Annotated in this window: 14 protein-coding genes; 5 read left to right on the forward strand and 9 right to left on the reverse strand. The window is 70.3% G+C overall.

The window, feature by feature from the left end; all coding sequences use genetic code 11:
* Nucleotides 1-299: 299 nt before the first annotated feature.
* Nucleotides 300-1895: an MDR family MFS transporter gene (locus IG98_RS0135630; protein WP_169750243.1), complete on the reverse strand. Its 1596-nt coding sequence runs from the start codon at nt 1893-1895 to the stop codon at nt 300-302.
* A 638-nt stretch (nt 1896-2533) separates the two neighbouring features.
* Between IG98_RS0135630 and IG98_RS0135635 the strand changes: the two genes are divergently transcribed.
* Together IG98_RS0135635 and IG98_RS0135640 are read left to right on the forward strand one after the other, a co-directional pair.
* Nucleotides 2534-4363: a thiamine pyrophosphate-binding protein gene (locus tag IG98_RS0135635; RefSeq protein ID WP_084195893.1), complete on the forward strand. Its 1830-nt coding sequence runs from the start codon at nt 2534-2536 to the stop codon at nt 4361-4363.
* Nucleotides 4360-5316 carry a beta-ketoacyl-[acyl-carrier-protein] synthase family protein gene (locus IG98_RS0135640; protein ID WP_030922747.1) on the forward strand — a complete coding sequence of 319 codons (957 nt, stop codon included), beginning with the start codon at nt 4360-4362 and terminating at the stop codon, nt 5314-5316. Before IG98_RS0135635 ends, IG98_RS0135640 begins: the two co-directional genes overlap by 4 nt.
* 179 nt (nt 5317-5495) lie before the next feature.
* Here IG98_RS0135640 and IG98_RS0135645 read toward each other — a convergent pair whose 3' ends face one another.
* From IG98_RS0135645 to IG98_RS51265, 4 genes are all read right to left on the reverse strand, one after another.
* On the reverse strand, nt 5496-6224 hold the full coding sequence (locus IG98_RS0135645; RefSeq protein WP_030922749.1) for an EthD domain-containing protein: 729 nt from the start codon (nt 6222-6224) through the stop codon (nt 5496-5498).
* Nucleotides 6225-6336: 112 nt separating this feature from the next.
* Complete coding sequence (locus tag IG98_RS0135650) at nt 6337-7992, reverse strand: AMP-binding protein (RefSeq protein ID WP_051753372.1); 1656 nt, start codon at nt 7990-7992, stop codon at nt 6337-6339.
* 103 nt (nt 7993-8095) lie between these two features.
* Nucleotides 8096-8812, reverse strand: coding sequence for an alpha/beta hydrolase (locus tag IG98_RS0135655; RefSeq protein WP_030922753.1), 717 nt, complete (start codon nt 8810-8812; stop codon nt 8096-8098).
* A gap of 108 nt (nt 8813-8920) precedes the next feature.
* Nucleotides 8921-9076, reverse strand: a complete 156-nt coding sequence (locus IG98_RS51265; protein WP_157594712.1) for a hypothetical protein — start codon at nt 9074-9076, stop codon at nt 8921-8923.
* Between IG98_RS51265 and IG98_RS0135660 the strand changes: the two genes are divergently transcribed.
* Complete coding sequence (locus IG98_RS0135660; RefSeq protein ID WP_030922757.1) at nt 9069-9479, forward strand: YybH family protein; 411 nt, start codon at nt 9069-9071, stop codon at nt 9477-9479. The two genes, IG98_RS51265 and IG98_RS0135660, sit on opposite strands and share 8 nt — an antisense overlap.
* 123 nt (nt 9480-9602) lie before the next feature.
* Nucleotides 9603-10319, forward strand: coding sequence for a TetR/AcrR family transcriptional regulator (locus IG98_RS0135665; protein ID WP_157594713.1), 717 nt, complete (start codon nt 9603-9605; stop codon nt 10317-10319).
* A gap of 88 nt (nt 10320-10407) precedes the next feature.
* Here IG98_RS0135665 and IG98_RS0135670 read toward each other — a convergent pair whose 3' ends face one another.
* The 4 genes from IG98_RS0135670 to IG98_RS0135685 all read right to left on the reverse strand — a co-directional run bounded on the left by IG98_RS0135670 (nt 10408) and on the right by IG98_RS0135685 (nt 13595).
* Nucleotides 10408-11247 (reverse strand): sulfurtransferase, encoded by an 840-nt coding sequence (locus IG98_RS0135670; protein WP_030922763.1) that lies wholly within the window; start codon nt 11245-11247, stop codon nt 10408-10410.
* A gap of 86 nt (nt 11248-11333) precedes the next feature.
* Nucleotides 11334-11834: an RrF2 family transcriptional regulator gene (locus IG98_RS0135675; protein ID WP_051753373.1), complete on the reverse strand. Its 501-nt coding sequence runs from the start codon at nt 11832-11834 to the stop codon at nt 11334-11336.
* Between the two features lie 50 nt (nt 11835-11884).
* The gene (locus IG98_RS0135680) at nt 11885-12262 is read right to left on the reverse strand and encodes a rhodanese-like domain-containing protein (protein WP_037972151.1); all 378 of its coding nucleotides are present in this window, start codon (nt 12260-12262) and stop codon (nt 11885-11887) included.
* A 10-nt stretch (nt 12263-12272) separates the two neighbouring features.
* Nucleotides 12273-13595, reverse strand: a complete 1323-nt coding sequence (locus IG98_RS0135685; RefSeq protein ID WP_030922773.1) for an LLM class flavin-dependent oxidoreductase — start codon at nt 13593-13595, stop codon at nt 12273-12275.
* A gap of 116 nt (nt 13596-13711) precedes the next feature.
* Between IG98_RS0135685 and IG98_RS0135690 the strand changes: the two genes are divergently transcribed.
* On the forward strand, nt 13712-14908 hold the full coding sequence (locus tag IG98_RS0135690) for an RNA-guided endonuclease InsQ/TnpB family protein (protein WP_084195903.1): 1197 nt from the start codon (nt 13712-13714) through the stop codon (nt 14906-14908).
* Nucleotides 14909-14933 lie beyond the last annotated feature (25 nt).

Here is a 14933-nt window from a genome sequence, read left to right on the forward strand (position 1 = left end):
ATCGAGATGCGCGACACCGACGAGGACGTCTTCCGCGCCGCGGAAGAACTCGGCATCGACCTGTCCCGGCGCGAGCCGAGCAGCGTCGAAGAGGTCTGACGGTCTCCATGCACGACCTGCGGGTGCCGGTCCGCGACGGAGGGAAGGTGGTCCTCTTCCGGCGCGGGCCGACACACCGCGGTGGAGCAGAACCCGCGGGTTCGCGAAATGACCCATCGCAGACCTGCTCGGCACGGGCCCGGCGGCCGGCAACGCGGTCGCCGCCCGGGTACGGACTCCGGGTGGGCCGTCGCGGAGGACTATCCCTCGGCGGCCGTGCCGGATGATCCGGTGAGCGGACGTTCCTTGAGCAGCAACGCCAGCACCAGGCCGGCCCCGAACACCACCGCCAGCCACAGGAAAATCGGCACCAGGCCATCGGCGTACGCCCCGGCGACGAGCGCACGGCCGGCGGGAGGCAGCGCGGCGGCGGCCTCCGGCGTCAGACGGGACGGGTCACCGGCTCCGCCGAGCACGGGCCCCAGCCCGGAGGCGATCCGGTTGGCGAACACCGAGCCGATCACCGCCGCCCCGACCGTCACACCGATCTCCCGTACGAAGACGACCGTGGAGGTGGCGGTGCCGACCGAGGACTGGGGCACCGCGATCTGCACCGCGGTGATCGAGACCTGCATGAAGCAACCGACCCCGAGGCCGAGCAGCACCAGGTAGGCGGCCAGCAGCCACGAGGGCGTCTGCGTGGTCATCGATCCGAGCAGCAGCATCGCGGCGGTGGCGAGGGCGGTGCCGGCGATCGGGTAGATCTTGTAGCGCCCGAACCTGCTGATCAGGAGACCGGTGCCGATGTTCGCCGCGAGCAGGCCGAGCGTCAGCGGCACCAGGAACAGGCCCGCCGCGGTGGCGCTCATCGAGTACACCATCTGGACGTACGACGGCACGTAGCTGACCACGCTGAACAGCCCGGCGCCGACCACGAGGCTCAGTCCCCCGGCGATCAGGACCGTGCGGTCGGCGAGGAGTCCGAGCGGGATCAGCGGATCGGCGGCGCGGCGCTCGGCGAGCACGAAAAGGAACGTTCCCAGCACGGCGAACGCGACCAGGCCCAGGATCGTCGGCGACGCCCAGCCGTGCAGCGTGCCGCCCCAGGTGCCGATCAGGACGAGCGCGGTGGTCGTGACGGTCATCAGAACGGTGCCCGTCACGTCGAGGGGGGCCGAGAGGCGCCGCTTGGGAAGGTGCAGCGAGGTGGCGGCGAGGACGAGCGCCACGATGCCGAGCGGCAGATTGATCCAGAAGATCCAGCGCCATCCGGCACCGTCGGTGAGCGTCCCGCCGAGGAGCGGGCTGACCACCGTGGCGACACCGAAGACCGAGCCCAGCGGGCCGAGGAACCTGCCCCGGTCGCGCGGCGGGACCAGGTCGGCGACCACGGCCTGTGACAGGATCATCAGTCCCGCGGCGCCGAGACCCTGCAGGGCGCGGGCCAGGACGAGCTGGACGATGTCCTGGGCCGCACCGCACAGCACCGACGCGACCAGGAAGACGACGATCGACCCGAGCAGCAGCGACTTGCGCCCCAGGGCGTCGCCGAGCTTCCCGAAGACCGGCATCGCGACCGCCGCGGCGAGCGCGTAGGCCGCCACGACCCACGACATGTGTTCCAGGCCGCCGAGCTCGCCGACGATGGCGGGCAGGGCCGTGGCGACGATCGTCTGGTCCAGCGCGGACAGGAAGGTGACCAGCAGCAGGGCGACGAAGACCCTTCCGAGCCGGGGGGCGGGCGCCTCCGGTCGGGCGCCTGAGGAAGCGGAGGCGGGAGTCTCGGACAGGGATGAGGGAGAAGGAAGAGCCCTGGGCTGCGCAAGGGCGTCGGGCGTGACAGGGGGGTGATCCACGAGAGGCTTCTCCGCGGGTCTCCGCTCGCGCTGTGCGGCGGTGACGGCGGCAGGAGGCGCGGCACGGGGCATGATCGTCCCGGGCCGACGGGCTGCGATGTCAACAACGCGCCCCGTCGTCCTGACAAGTGTCCCATGCCCCCTTCCGCATCATCCGCCCCGGGTACGCCTTCCGCCGCCGCGCCGTGGACGGGCATGGTTCCGTGCCGGAGCCGGGACCACGCCGGAGCCGTCCCGCGTCGCGGTCCCGATTCGGCGGCCCGTACGGGGAGACCTCACGCGCCGGACGAACACCGGGGATGAAGGCAGTGGCCGCCGCGACGGGAAAGGGCCTCACGCGTCAGATCACCGGTCTCGGCCGTCTCCGTGATTCACGTCTCCGGATTTTACAAAACAGCGCCATTCAACCGATAAACACTTTGTTTGTTAACTCTATGTTCTCCGGGAATTTCGAGCATGCCGGGTGTTCGTCACCTCGACGGCGGGCGCCCCTCCACGCCGCCGTTCCCGCACCGTGCATTTGACCTGGAAAAACGGACTCCCGCCCGCCGGTGACAGCGCCCCTCTCCACCGTGCGGGTGATCGGTGATGGCCCTCTCCTCCCCCGCACGGGTGATCCGGCATCCGCCTGGAGAGTGATGCCCAGTAGGCGAACGGATGATGAATATGTCGTTAGATATCACGTTGTCCCGTTAGATATCCCATTGCTTCGTTTCCCGGGGGGAACAGTTGTGCTGAACACCGGAACAGATTCGGTAAGCGAGCTGACCGTGGCCGAGTTTCTCCTCGAGCAGCTCGACGCTCTGGGGGTGGACTCGGTTTTCGGCATTCCCGGCGGAAACATATCTGCGTTCATTCAGGCGCTGCGAGAACATCCGAAGATCAAATTCATCATCGCCTCTCACGAGGGAGGAGCCGCCTTTATGGCGGACGGATACGCGCGGTCGACGGGAAAGCTGGGCGTGTGCCTGGTCACCGCGGGCCCCGGCGCCCTCAACGCGCTGACCGGGGTCGCCTCAGCTCACCGTGACCAGGTTCCGCTGCTGGTGGTGGGCGGTCAGGTCCGGACGGATCTCTTCGGCCTCAGGGCGCTTCAGGACAGCAGCGATCTCGGCACCAACATGACCGCGATGTACTCCCACGTCTCCGGGTTCTCCACCGGCCTGAGCGACCCGGGCTCCTTTCCCCGGATCCTCTCCCAGGCGATCAACGTCGCGACCGGTCCCCGCCCCGGTGCCGCGTACCTGTCGGTTCCCGCGGACATCGCCCGGATGCCGGTCGGGGACGAGAAGGCCACCGTGGTGGCCCGGCGGCCCGGCATGGAACTCGACCCCGCCGAGGCGCGGCGCGTCCTCGGAGCGCTCTCGCAGGCACGACGTCCCCTGATCTTCCTGGGGAACGGAGCGCGGCAGGCGCTGCGCTCGGATCAGTCGTCGCTCCGGGAAATCGCCCACACGCTGGGGGTTCCCGTCGTGACCAGCATGCGTGCCAAGGGCGTCTTCCCCGAGAGCGACGACCTCTGCCTCGGCGTGCTGGGGACGGCGGGCACCGAGCGGGCGGCGAGTTACGCCGCGGCGGGGGTCGACGCCCTCCTGGTGATCGGCAGCGGTCTGGGGGAATGGGCGACCAGGAGCTTCGACCGCGATCTCGCGGCCGTCTCGTCGTACTTCCACGTCGACCTGGATCCCACGGTCTTCGCTCAGTTCCTCAAGGGCGGCGAGCACATTCAGGCCGACGCGGAGATCTTCCTGCGTGGTCTGCGCCGTGAGCTGCCCGGGCTGGGCGAGGTGAAGCGGGCACCCACGCTCTCGCCCTCCTCCTCGCGGCCGACGCCGGTGCCGCTTCCCCGTGACAGCGGGACGGGCGTGTCGCCGGCGGCGGTGATGCTCGCCCTCAACGACCTGCTCACCGGTCAGGACGACCTGTACATCGACATGGGCAACTGCACGGCGTGGGCCACCCACCATCTGGTGATCGATCCGCCGACCCGCGTCTTCTACCCGTGCGGCCTGTCGTCGATGGGCTGGTCATGCGGCGCGACCGTCGGCGGGAGGATCGGTGACGGCAACCGTGTCGCGACCGCGCTCGTCGGCGACGGCGCGTTCCTGATGAACGGCAACGAGGTCAGGACCGCCGCCAAGAACCGGGTGGGCGCGATCTTCGTCGTCCTCGACGACGGCTACCTGGGGATGGTCAACCACGGAGAGCACGCGCAGAACGGTGGACGTTTCTCCCTGGCAGACGACTTCTACGGGCTGGGGGCGGTGGATCTCGCCCAGTTCTCCCGCGCGCTCGGCGCCGACGCCTACGTCGTCGAGAAGGCCGAAGCCCTGCGGGGGGCAATGGGCGAGGCCAGGTCGGCGGCGGCCAGGTGGTCACGACCCCAGGTGGTCGTGGTCAAGATCGACTACCGGGTGAGTCCCCCCTACGGTGAGCGGTTCGCCGCGGTCGCGGGGGACGCGCGATGACCGGGGAGACGCGTTCCGGCATCGGCGTCGCTGGACTGGGATCGGCCCTGCCGCCGACCGTCGCGGAGGCGGTCTCCACCGGGAGCGGGCCCTCGGCCGAGAGCGGGCTGTTCAGCGGGGCCCGCAGCCGCCGGGTCCTGATGGACGGCGAGGCGATCGAGGATCTCGCGGTGTCGGCGTGCCGCGGGGCCCTGGAGGAGGCCGGTGTCCGCGCGAACGAGATCGACAGCCTGTACGGATACATAACGGTCTCCGAATTCCTGAGCCCGAACGGGCTGTTCCGCGTGCACCGCGACCTGGGACTGGGGAGCCACGCGCTCGTGGTACCGGTCAACTGCGAGTTCGGCACCTTCGTCATGGCGCTCGCGCTCGCCTGGGAGTCCATGCGGGCCGGGCGTTTCACCCACGCGCTGGTGAGCGTCGGGACGAACTGGAGCCGTCACGTGGACGCCCGAAACCCGCACGCGGGGATGATCGGGGATGGCGCGGGTGCGGCCGTGCTCCGCCGGTCGGAACGGATGGTGATCGTCGACTGGATCCACGAGACGCGCAGCACCGAGTACGGCGCCATGACGATGGCCGTCCGCCGGGACGCCGGTGACACCGTCCGGCCCGTCTACCGCATCGAGCCCGACGCGGGGGTGGGAGCGTTCCGGTCCACGGGGATGGACGGGCCGCCGGACCTGATCCGGAGGCTGCTCGGACGTCACGGGATCGACCTCGGGGAGGTGACCGTGATCGGCCACCAGGCCTCCGACGTCCTGTTGGAGCACTGGCGGAACCTCCTGCGTCCGGCCCGCTACCACGACACGCTGAGCGACTACGGCAATCTCACCGTCGCCTCCGCGGCGGTGACGCTCGCCGCCGCCGCCGACGTCGTCGACACGCCCTACCTGGTCTTGTTCGGGGTGGGGATCGGCTCCTACCAGATCGCGTTGTTGATCAGGAGGTGAGAGACGGGTGGCCTTCCCCGGCCGCCCCGGCGAGTACGTCCGCCACCGCCTTGGGCACTTTCGCCCATATGGAGATCATCGCATGGGACGTCGGCCCCGGGGCTCCCGCGGCGGCCCCCACCGTCGTCGCGGGAGTCTCAAGGCCGGCGTCCCATGCGCGGCCGGGGGAAGCCCCGTCGTCAACACTCCGTGGTCGGCAGAGGCTCGTCCGGCCGCCCGAGTACGAGGACCTCACGGGTGAACGCCATCCGGTACGTGCCGATGAAGACGTGCTCGTCGGGCAGCAGGACGTCCTGCCGGGCCTGGAGCAGCGCCATGTGGTCGGACACCGGGTTGTCGACGGCCAGTTCGGCGATGCCGTCGTAGGCGGGGGCCTCATAGGGCGACCAGCCGCGGAAGTCGGCGGCCAGGCCGACGTTGGTCGTGTAGCGGACGAGTGTGTCGCCGAGAACGTCCCGAACGAGAGGCATGTGCCGCTCGCGCCAGTGGGCCGCCGTCTGCGCCGGGGTCATGTCGGGCCGGCGCGCCAGCATGAACAGCACCTTGACGCCTCGGTGGGCACGCGCCCTGTCGACGTGGACCTGCTGGTCGGTGGCCATGTGCTGAAAGGTGCCCATGAAGTCTCGCTCGCCGTCGCGCAGCCGGTCGGACGTCTCGGCGACCAGAGCGGCGAGCTCTGCCGGGTCGTCGACGTCGTACCAGCCCTCGGCGACGCCGTCCCAGGCGGGGGCCTCGTCCGGGGCCCAGCCGGAATAGTCGGCGGGCATCCCGACATTGCACGCGTAGCGCAGTAACCGTTCGCCATGCGCCTCCACCACCTTCGGGGCGTGCACCCGCGTCCAGTAGTCGACGGCCTCCTCGTGGGTCTGGTCGAGACGCCGGTTCCACAGCGTGAACAGCTTGATCACATCGCACTCCTGTCGGTGTTCGCCGGCGGGGACGGCACGGACGGTCTGGGTACTTCCCTGTACCGGGACACGCGGGCGGCGACCGGCTCGACCGGTCGCCGCCGGCACGTGCTCACGACCGGTGCGTCCGCTCCCCCGTGAGCCGTTCGCGCAGCCGGAACTTCTGCACCTTGCCCGACGCCGTGAGCGGCAGCGCCTCGACCACGGACCACTGCTTCGGGACCTTGTGGCGAGCGAGCCGGGCCAGGCAGTACTCGCGCAACCCCTCCACGTCCGGCGTACGACCGGGCGCCGGGCGGACGAAGGCGGCGACCTGCTCACCCCACGTGTCGTCCGGTACCCCGACGACGGCCACGTCGGCCACGTCGGGATGCTGGAAGATGACGTTCTCGATCTCGCGGGGGTAGATGTTCTCGCCGCCTCGGATGATCATTTCCTTGAGGCGTCCCTCGATACGGCAGTAGCCGCGCTCGTCCATGCTGGCCAGGTCGCCGGTGTGCAGCCAGCCGTCGGCGTCGATGGCCGACATGGTGGCCACGGCGTCGTCGAAGTAACCCGTCATGACGTGATACCCGCGGGTGCACAGCTCTCCGACGGTGTCGACGGGGAGGGTCGTGCCGTCGGAGGGATCGACGATGCGCACCTCGGTGTGGGGCAGGGGCCGGCCGAGGGTCTCCATCCGGTCCTGCCCGCCGTCCTCGGACGAGGTCGCGGTGATGACCGGCGACGCCTCCGTCTGGGCGAAGAGGACGCTGACGACCGCGGGGGTCCGGGTCTCGATACGACGGACGAGTTCGGGCGGCACCACGGCTCCCCCCGAGATCACCCGGGTCAGCCCGGACACGTCCGTACGGGCGAACTCCGGGTGGTCCAGCATCCCGATGAGCATGGTGGGCACGCCGATGAGCGTGTCCGCCCTCTCGGACTCGACGAGATGCAGCATGAGCGCCGGGTCGAAGGCGGAGGGGAGCACGAGCGTCCCGCGAACGGCGAGCGCGCCGAGCACGCTCACCACGCAGCCCGCAGTGTGGAACAGCGGCATCGGGCTCACCTGCACCCCGCCGGGAGTGAGCCGGCATCGCTCGGCGTAGAGACGGGCGTTGTTGACGATCCCGCGATGGTGCAGCACCGCGCCCTTCGGGGTCCCGGTGGTTCCCGAGGTGTACTGCACCTGCGCGGCGCTGCCCGGGTCGACCCTGGGAAGCGGGGTGTCCGGCCGCCCGGCCGACAGGAACCGTTCCCAGTCCGCGAAACTGACGACCTCCCGCAGGCCGGGCAGGTCCGGGCGTACCTTCGCCAGGATCCCGGCGAGATCGGAGCCACGGTAGCCGGGAACCAGGAACACCCCGGCCGCCCGGGACTGCCTGAGGACGTGACGCAGTTCCTCCGCGCGCAGCGCCGGGTTGACGGTGACGATGGTGACGCCGGCGAGTGCGGCGCCGTACTCGAGGAGCACCCACTCGGGCAGGTTGTCGGCCCAGACGGCGACTCGCTCGCCGGGCCTGAAACGGGCGAGCAGGCCGCGGGCGACGGCCTCCGCCTGCTCGAGCAGTTGCGCGAACGTCCACCGGCGGCGTTGTGCCGCGTCGGGTACGCCCTCGACGAGGGCGACGGAGCCGGGGCTGTCCTGCGCCGCGGCGCGAAGCGCGGCGCCGACGGTGAGGTCGGCGAGCGGCGATGTCACCTCGGCGGGCCACCAGGATCGGGTCAGCGGCGGCCTCGGCTCTCCCGCCTCGCCGGCCGGGTGCGCGTACGGTGTGGGAGTCATCGCGGAATCTCCATCTGAGTCTGGCGGGCCTGTTCGGAGGCCGGGGCGGCGGGAATTCGTGGCCGCCATGGCCACGGCCGTGGTGGTGCGGGGATCTCTCGCGTCAGGAGGCGAGCGACTCGATCAACCCGGCGACCGTGGCCGGCATGACGCGTACCGCGTCGTGCGGGCCGGCCAGCTCGTAGTAGTCCCAGTCCGGCGACTCGCGCGCCGCGCTCGCGTACGGTTCCACGATCCCCAGAGGGCGGGCGTTGCAGTAGACGAAGGTACGGCGGGCGGCCGGTTCGGCCGGCGCCCGTACCGGTTCCTCCATCGTGCCGATGGGGTGCGAGGTCAGCCGCCGCGCGATCGCGGCGGCGCGCTCACCGGACCAGCCGGTGGTGTCCTCGATGGGGAACATCGGCGGGATGAGTGAGGGGGTGCCCGCGGCCTCGGCCAACGCCCGGGCGGCCGCGGTGAAGTCCGGGCCCAGCAGGTCGCCCACGGACTGGCCGTCCTGGGGCACGAAGGCGTCCAGGTACACCAGCTCGGCCAGCCGATCGCCCCGCTCGGCCGCGACACCGGTGATGACCATCCCTCCGTAGGAGTGGCCGACCAGTACGACGTCGTCCAGTCCGTGCTCGTCGATGACGCGAACGACATCGGCGACGTGCGTCGACATGTCGGTCTGGGCGGTGGCCTCACCCGCCCGCTCGGCCAGACCGGTCAGCGTCGGCGCGTGGACGTCGGCGCCCGCGTTCCGCAGCCTCGCCGCGACGTCGTCCCAGTGCCAGCCGCCGTGCCAGCCGCCGTGTACCAGCACGCAGGTGCGAAAGGTCATGTGAACCTCCTGAGATGGCCGCGGCCGTGGCTTCGACCAGCGAGGACTGGCCGCCCGGAGGCGCGGCGGGTAAGGTGGGCCCACTATCACTCGAACGGTGCTCGTGTGTCAATATTCTTGTTCCAGAAGCGCGATCAGCGTTCCCGAGCGGCTGCCGGGCGACCCCGACGCCGCTTCCACGGAGGCACCGGCGAGTGCTCCCGCTTGTTCGATCAGCAAGGAGCGGTGACGCTCCCCATCGCAGAAGAGGAGTCCGATGAACACCCTGGCCACCCCTGACGACCGCGCGTCCCTTCTCGACCATGACCGGCGTTTCTTCGACGCCCTGGTCGCCGGCGACGCGGCCCGCCTGAGCGAACTGCTGGCGGGCGACTTCATCCTGGTCAGCGTCAATGACGGCGCGGCGGTGCCCGGCTCCGTCCTGCTGGACGCGGTGTCGTCGGGAGCCGTCCGGTTCCCGGCCGTCCAGTCCTTTCCCGACGAGGCCGTCGTGCGCCGGATCGGCGATGTCGGCATCGTCGTCGGGCGGACCGGGATGAACTTCACCAACCCCGACGGCAGCACGTTCACCGGCGGCAGCAGGTACACCCATGTCTTCGTCGCCGGCTCCGGCGCCGGATGGCGCCTCGTCTCCGCCCAGGGGACGGAGATCAGGGCCGGGGCCTGACCTCGCCCCGTCTCCGTGCTCTCCTGGTCACCCGGGTACGGAGACGGACTCGGGTCGCCCCCCGGCAGAGGCCGCCACGACATGATCGCCGAGAGCCGGATCGAGTGACAGTACACTGCTCGTGTGTCACGAGCAGAGTTCGAACCAGAGCGGCGCCGGTCGGATTCGGCCCGCGCCAAAGGCCGGCTGACGTTCACCCGCATGGACGTGATCAGGGCCGGAACCCGGCTTCTCGACACGGAGGGTGTCGAGAAACTGTCCATGCGCAAGCTCGCCAACACGCTGGGCACCGGCTCGTCGACGCTCTACTGGCATGTCAGGGACAAGGACGAGCTACTGCTGCTCATCCTCGACGAGACCCTCCGTGAGGTCACTGTTCCCGCCGCCGGCACCTGGGACGTACGGTTGCTCGAGACCCTCGTCCGTTGTCACGAGGCACTGCTGCCACGCCCCGCGCTCGTCGACGTGCTCTGGCGCGCGGCCTGGGAACTCGGGCCCGAGACCTTGAGGGTGGCGGACGCCCTCACCGGGCTCGTCGCGGAGAGCGGCCTGCCGGATGACGAGGTGGGCGACTCCTACATGGCGCTCATCACCTTGCTGTTCGGGTTCGTGGCGGGCGAGCGCACCTCGCCGGGAAATCCCCGCTACAGCGAGGCTCGGGCGGAGGGCGAGACCGCGGGTTCCGGGCCGCCGTACCCCAACCTGATGCGATACGCACCGGGTGCGGGTGTGGAGACGATGGCGCGCCAGTTCCGCTACGCCGTCGAGCGATTCATCACGGGAATCAAGCTCCGCGTGGCCGAGCACGAGCGGGCGGCCGACGCCCCTCGGAGCTCGTGACGAGACCGGGCACCCGATCGGGCCGGCGGGCCGCGATGGCGACAACGCGGCCCGTCGTCCCGGCGAGTGCGCCCGTGCCGGGTCCCCGTCAGCCGGTGGCCGCGGGCCGGTCGGGGTCGTTGGACCACTGCGACCACGACCCGGCGTACAGGGCCGCGCCGATCCCGATCCGCTCCAGCGCGAAGACGGTGTGGGCGGCGGTCACCCCCGAACCGCAGTAGACGCCGACCGCGGTGCCCTCCTTCACTCCGAGGGCGCCGAAGCGGGCGGCGAGCGCCTCCTCGTCGAGGAAGGTCGCATCCGGCGTCAGGTTCTCCCCGGTGGGGGCGTTGACCGCGCCGGGGATGTGGCCGGCGCGCGGGTCGACCGGCTCGGTCCGGCCGAGGTAGCGCTCGGCCGCCCGCGCGTCGAGCAGCACGCCGGTGCCGGCGAGTTCGGCCGCGGCGTCGGCGTCGAGGACGGGCAGGGCACCGGAGGTCAGCGTCACGTTCCCCGGTTCGGGCCGGACCTCGCCGGTCTCCACCGGATGGCCCGCCGCCGTCCAGCCCCGCAGGCCGCCGTCGAGCAGCCGCACCGAGGACACCCCCGCCCAGCGCAGCAGCCACCACGCGCGCGCCGCGGACAGGCCGCCACCGGCGTCGTACGCGACGACCTCGTCACCGTCGTCCAGCCCCCAGCGGCGGGCGGCGCGCTGGAACGCGTCCGGGTCCGGCAGCGGGTGCCGCCCGGCCTCGGCAGAGGGCGGGGCGGCCAGCTCGGTGTCCAGGTCTACGAAGACGGCCCCCGGCAGGTGCCCTTCGAGATAGGCCCGGTGACCGTGTGGGTCACCGAGCTGCCAGCGAACGTCGAGAAGCCGGACACGCGACCCCGACCTAAGCCGTTCGGCCAGCTCGTCCGCACTGATCAGTCCGGTCGGGCTCTCACTCATCGAATACTCCCAGCGTGGCGACCCCGTCCTTCAGGGCGGGGCGGATGTCGACGTTCCGTCCTTCTGACATTTGACTACGGTGTGGATCAGACCTTGCGGCCTGTTTCCTGAATTCGGCCGGGACTTTGGAACCAGTGGGTCACCCAGGCGTCCGGGTCACCGGCGAGTTCACGAACATGACCGGGCAGTGCTCCCCCGGCGATGTCGGCGAGTGTCACCGATTCGAGAATGGATCTGAGGGTGGCACGCATGGCGATCCACACGATCTGCAACCCTTCCGAGGGCGGGCCGTACTCGATGTCCTGAGGACATTCTCCGCGAATGACGGTGAGCGGCCCGTTGAGGGCGCGGATGACATCGGCGATGACGACCTGGTCGGCGGGGAGACGGAGCCGGTGCCCGCCTCCGGTGCCGCGCTGACTGGTGATGAACCCGGTGCGCCGGAGCTCCGCCATGATCGCTTCGAGGAACTTGTGCGGGATCTCCTGCCCCTGCGCGAGTTCCTCGGAGCTGACCGGGCGATCCGCGTGCGCCGCGAGCTGTGTGAGGGCGCGCAGGGCGTAGTCGGTCTTGGCCGAGATTCGCACCTGGGCCTCAGTGGGCCCGGTCGCACTCGGGCGGCTGTGCCCGGGGGTGTTCAGGCATCCGTGGCCGCGCCGTCATGGGGGTGTGTCGCAAAACCCTGTTCCTTCCATGCGCTGAACCCGCCAAGAATATGGGTGACGTTGGTGTACCCCAACTCCACGAGCTTCTGAACGACCGGCCCCGAGCCGCGTTCCGACGAGCAGAAGACGACGATCTGCCGGTCGGGATCGGCGGCGTCGGCCAGCAGTTCCGGGGATTCCCGGTCGAAACTCTTCAGGACGTCGACCTTCTCCACGGCGACGGCCGTGGGCAGCAGGCCGTGTTCGGCACGTGCCTCGGGGCGGCGTACGTCGACGAAGAGCGCACCGGCGGCGAGTTTTCCGGTGGCCTGCTCGGGGTCGATGAGCAGGTCCTCGGGCGAGACGGTCATGGTCTTCCTCTCAGTGAAGTGGCGACGGTGTGTCGAGGGACAGGTCGAAGTGGGAACGCAGGGTGGCGCCCTCGTAGCCGGCGCGTACCAGGCCGCGTTCCCGCAGGATCGGCACGACGTGCTCGACGAAGGACTCGATGCCGCCGGGGGCGATCGGCATCATCAGGTTGAAGCCGTCGGCCGCCTCGTTCTCGAACCAGTACTGGAGCCGGTCGGCCACCTGCTCCCCGCTGCCGATGAGCGCCCACATTCCCAGCGGGGCGAGGCCACCGAGGCGACCGGCGAGCCGGCCGAGGGTGAGACCCTCGTCGACGGCCATGGTGCGCAGCTCGACGAAGCCGGTTACCGAGCCGTTGAAGTCCTCCGGAGCGGGGAGCAGGTGCACGGGGACGGCGTCGTCCGGGGAGTATCCGGACAGGTCGATGCCGAGCATCGCGCCGAGGGCGGTGAGGGCGTTGGGGTTGGTCACCAACCGGGACTCGATCTCCCGCACCAGCCGCCTGGCCTCGGCCTCGGTGGCCGCGACGTAGGGCACCACGCCTGGCAGGACCCTGATCGAGTGCGGGTCCCTGCCCAGCTCGGCGGCCCGCGTCTTGATGGAGCGGTAGACACCTCGCGTCTCGTCGATCGACATGGAGCGGGCGTAGACGGCGTCGGCGTGCGCGGCGGCCAGCTCGATCCCGGCGGGCGAGGCCCCGGCCTGCACGATCGGGGGGCGTCCCTGCGGCGAGGGCGGCACGGTCAGCGGCCCGGCCACCGAGAAGTGCTCGCCGACGTGGTCGACCGGGGTGATGCCACCGGGACGGATCATGGTGCCGGCCTCGCGGTCGGCCAGGATCGCGTCCGGCGCCCAGCTGCCCCACAGCCGCTCCAGCACCTGGACGAACTCCCGGGCACGGGCGTAGCGGTCGGCGTGCGGGATGTGCCGCTCTCTGCCGTGGTTGCGGGCGACGTGGTCACCCGCGGAGGTGACGAGGTTGACCCCGGCCCTGCCCTTGCTGATCAGATCGAGGGAGGCGATCTGGCGGGCGACGGTGTACGGATCGCTGTAGCTGGTGGAGACGGTGGGGATCAGGCCGATGTGGGTGGTGCGGGTGGCGATGGCCGACAGCAGGGTCAGCGGTTCGAAGGGGGTGTTGGCCAGGGCGTCGTTCAGGTCGCCGCGCAGCGCCGGGGTGTCGGCGATGAAAATCGAGTCGAACCCACCGCGCTCGGCGGTCTGGCAGAGCCGCACGTAGTACTCGACGTCCAGGGCCTGGTCGGTCCGGCTGTCGGGGTGGCGCCAGGCGGAGGTGTGGTGGCCGACGCCGCTGAGGTTGAAGTTCAGCGACATCGTACGGCGGGGCGGGGTCACCTGACATCTGGGGCGGACGCCCCGTCCTTCAGGGCCGGGAGGAAGCCCATCTCGTTGTCCATATTTTGTCGGTGCCTTTCGGTAGGTTGATCGGCGTGTCCCGTTTCCGGCTTCAGCCTTCGCCTGTGCAAGAGGCGAAGCTGGCCGAGCATTGCGGGCATGCGAGGCTCGTGTGGAACCTGGCGGTGGAGCAGCACGTTCACTGGAAGCGCGGCCGGAAGTCGGCGCCGGGGTTCGCCGAGCAGTGCCGCCAGCTCACCGAGGCGCGAGCGGAGTTCGAGTGGCTGCGCGCCGGGTCGATCATCGTGCAGCAGCAGGCGCTGAAGGACTTCCACCAGGCGATGGCGAACTTCTTCGGCAAAACCCACCGCAGGCCGACGTGGCGCAGGCGCGGGCAGGCTGAGGGGTTCCGCATCGTCGCGGTCAAACCCGGCGACGTGCGGCGCCTGTCGCGTCATGTTGGTGAGGTGAGGGTCCCCAAGGTGGGGTGGGTGCGGTTTCGCTGGTCCCGCAACGTGAGCGACGAGACAAAGTCGTTCCGGATCACCCGTGACCGGGCGGGCCGCTGGCATGTCGCGTTCGTGGCGATCCCTAAGCCGATCCCTGCACCCGGAACGGGCGAGGTCGTCGGCGTGGACCGGGGAGTGACCGTGTCCGCCGCCCTGTCCACGGGCGATCTGCTGAACGTCCCCACGCTGCGTGAGGGGGAGAAGGGCCGGCTGTTGCGTCTTCAGCGCAAGCTGGCCAAGGCCGGGCGCGACTCGAGGCGGCGTGAGCGGGTGAAGGTGGCCATCGCGAAGCTGAAGGTCCGCGAAAGCGACCGGCGCAAGGACTGGGTCGAGAAGACCAGCACCGATCTGGCACGTGACTTTGACGTCATCGCGGTCGAGGACCTCAAGATCGGTAACATGACTCGGCCGGCTCGCGGCACCCTGGAGGCACCCGGGAGGAACGTCCGTCAGAAGGCGGGCTTGAACCGGGGCATCCTCGCCGCGGGGTGGGGGCAACTCGTGGCCCGGCTGGAGCACAAGGCTCCGGGGCGGGTGATGAAGATCGATCCGCGGTACACGTCGCAAACCTGCAACGCCTGTAGGCATCTCGCCAGGGAGAGTCGTGAGAGTCAAGCTCTCTTCCTGTGTGTGGCCTGCGGGCATCGGGACCATGCCGACGTCAACGCGGCCCGTAACATCAGGGATACCGCCGTGGGGCAGACGGTGGCTGCGCGGGGAGGCGCCGGGTTGCCGGAGCCTGTGAACCGTGAACCTCAACGCGACCTCCTCCTGGTGGGGTAGTCACTGTTGGAATCCCCCTCCTTCG

Source organism: Streptosporangium amethystogenes, assembly GCF_000721075.1.
Lineage (GTDB): Bacteria > Actinomycetota > Actinomycetes > Streptosporangiales > Streptosporangiaceae > Streptosporangium > Streptosporangium amethystogenes.

Coding starts and splice junctions, on each gene's coding strand:
- IG98_RS0135635 (WP_084195893.1), top strand. CDS start 2,534: ATGCCCAGTAGGCGAACGGATGATGAATATGTCGTTAGATATCACGTT.
- IG98_RS0135640 (WP_030922747.1), top strand. CDS start 4,360: ATGACCGGGGAGACGCGTTCCGGCATCGGCGTCGCTGGACTGGGATCG.
- IG98_RS0135650 (WP_051753372.1), bottom strand. CDS start 7,992: ATGACTCCCACACCGTACGCGCACCCGGCCGGCGAGGCGGGAGAGCCG.
- IG98_RS0135655 (WP_030922753.1), bottom strand. CDS start 8,812: ATGACCTTTCGCACCTGCGTGCTGGTACACGGCGGCTGGCACGGCGGC.
- IG98_RS0135660 (WP_030922757.1), top strand. CDS start 9,069: ATGAACACCCTGGCCACCCCTGACGACCGCGCGTCCCTTCTCGACCAT.
- IG98_RS0135670 (WP_030922763.1), bottom strand. CDS start 11,247: ATGAGTGAGAGCCCGACCGGACTGATCAGTGCGGACGAGCTGGCCGAA.
- IG98_RS0135680 (WP_037972151.1), bottom strand. CDS start 12,262: ATGACCGTCTCGCCCGAGGACCTGCTCATCGACCCCGAGCAGGCCACC.
- IG98_RS0135685 (WP_030922773.1), bottom strand. CDS start 13,595: ATGTCGCTGAACTTCAACCTCAGCGGCGTCGGCCACCACACCTCCGCC.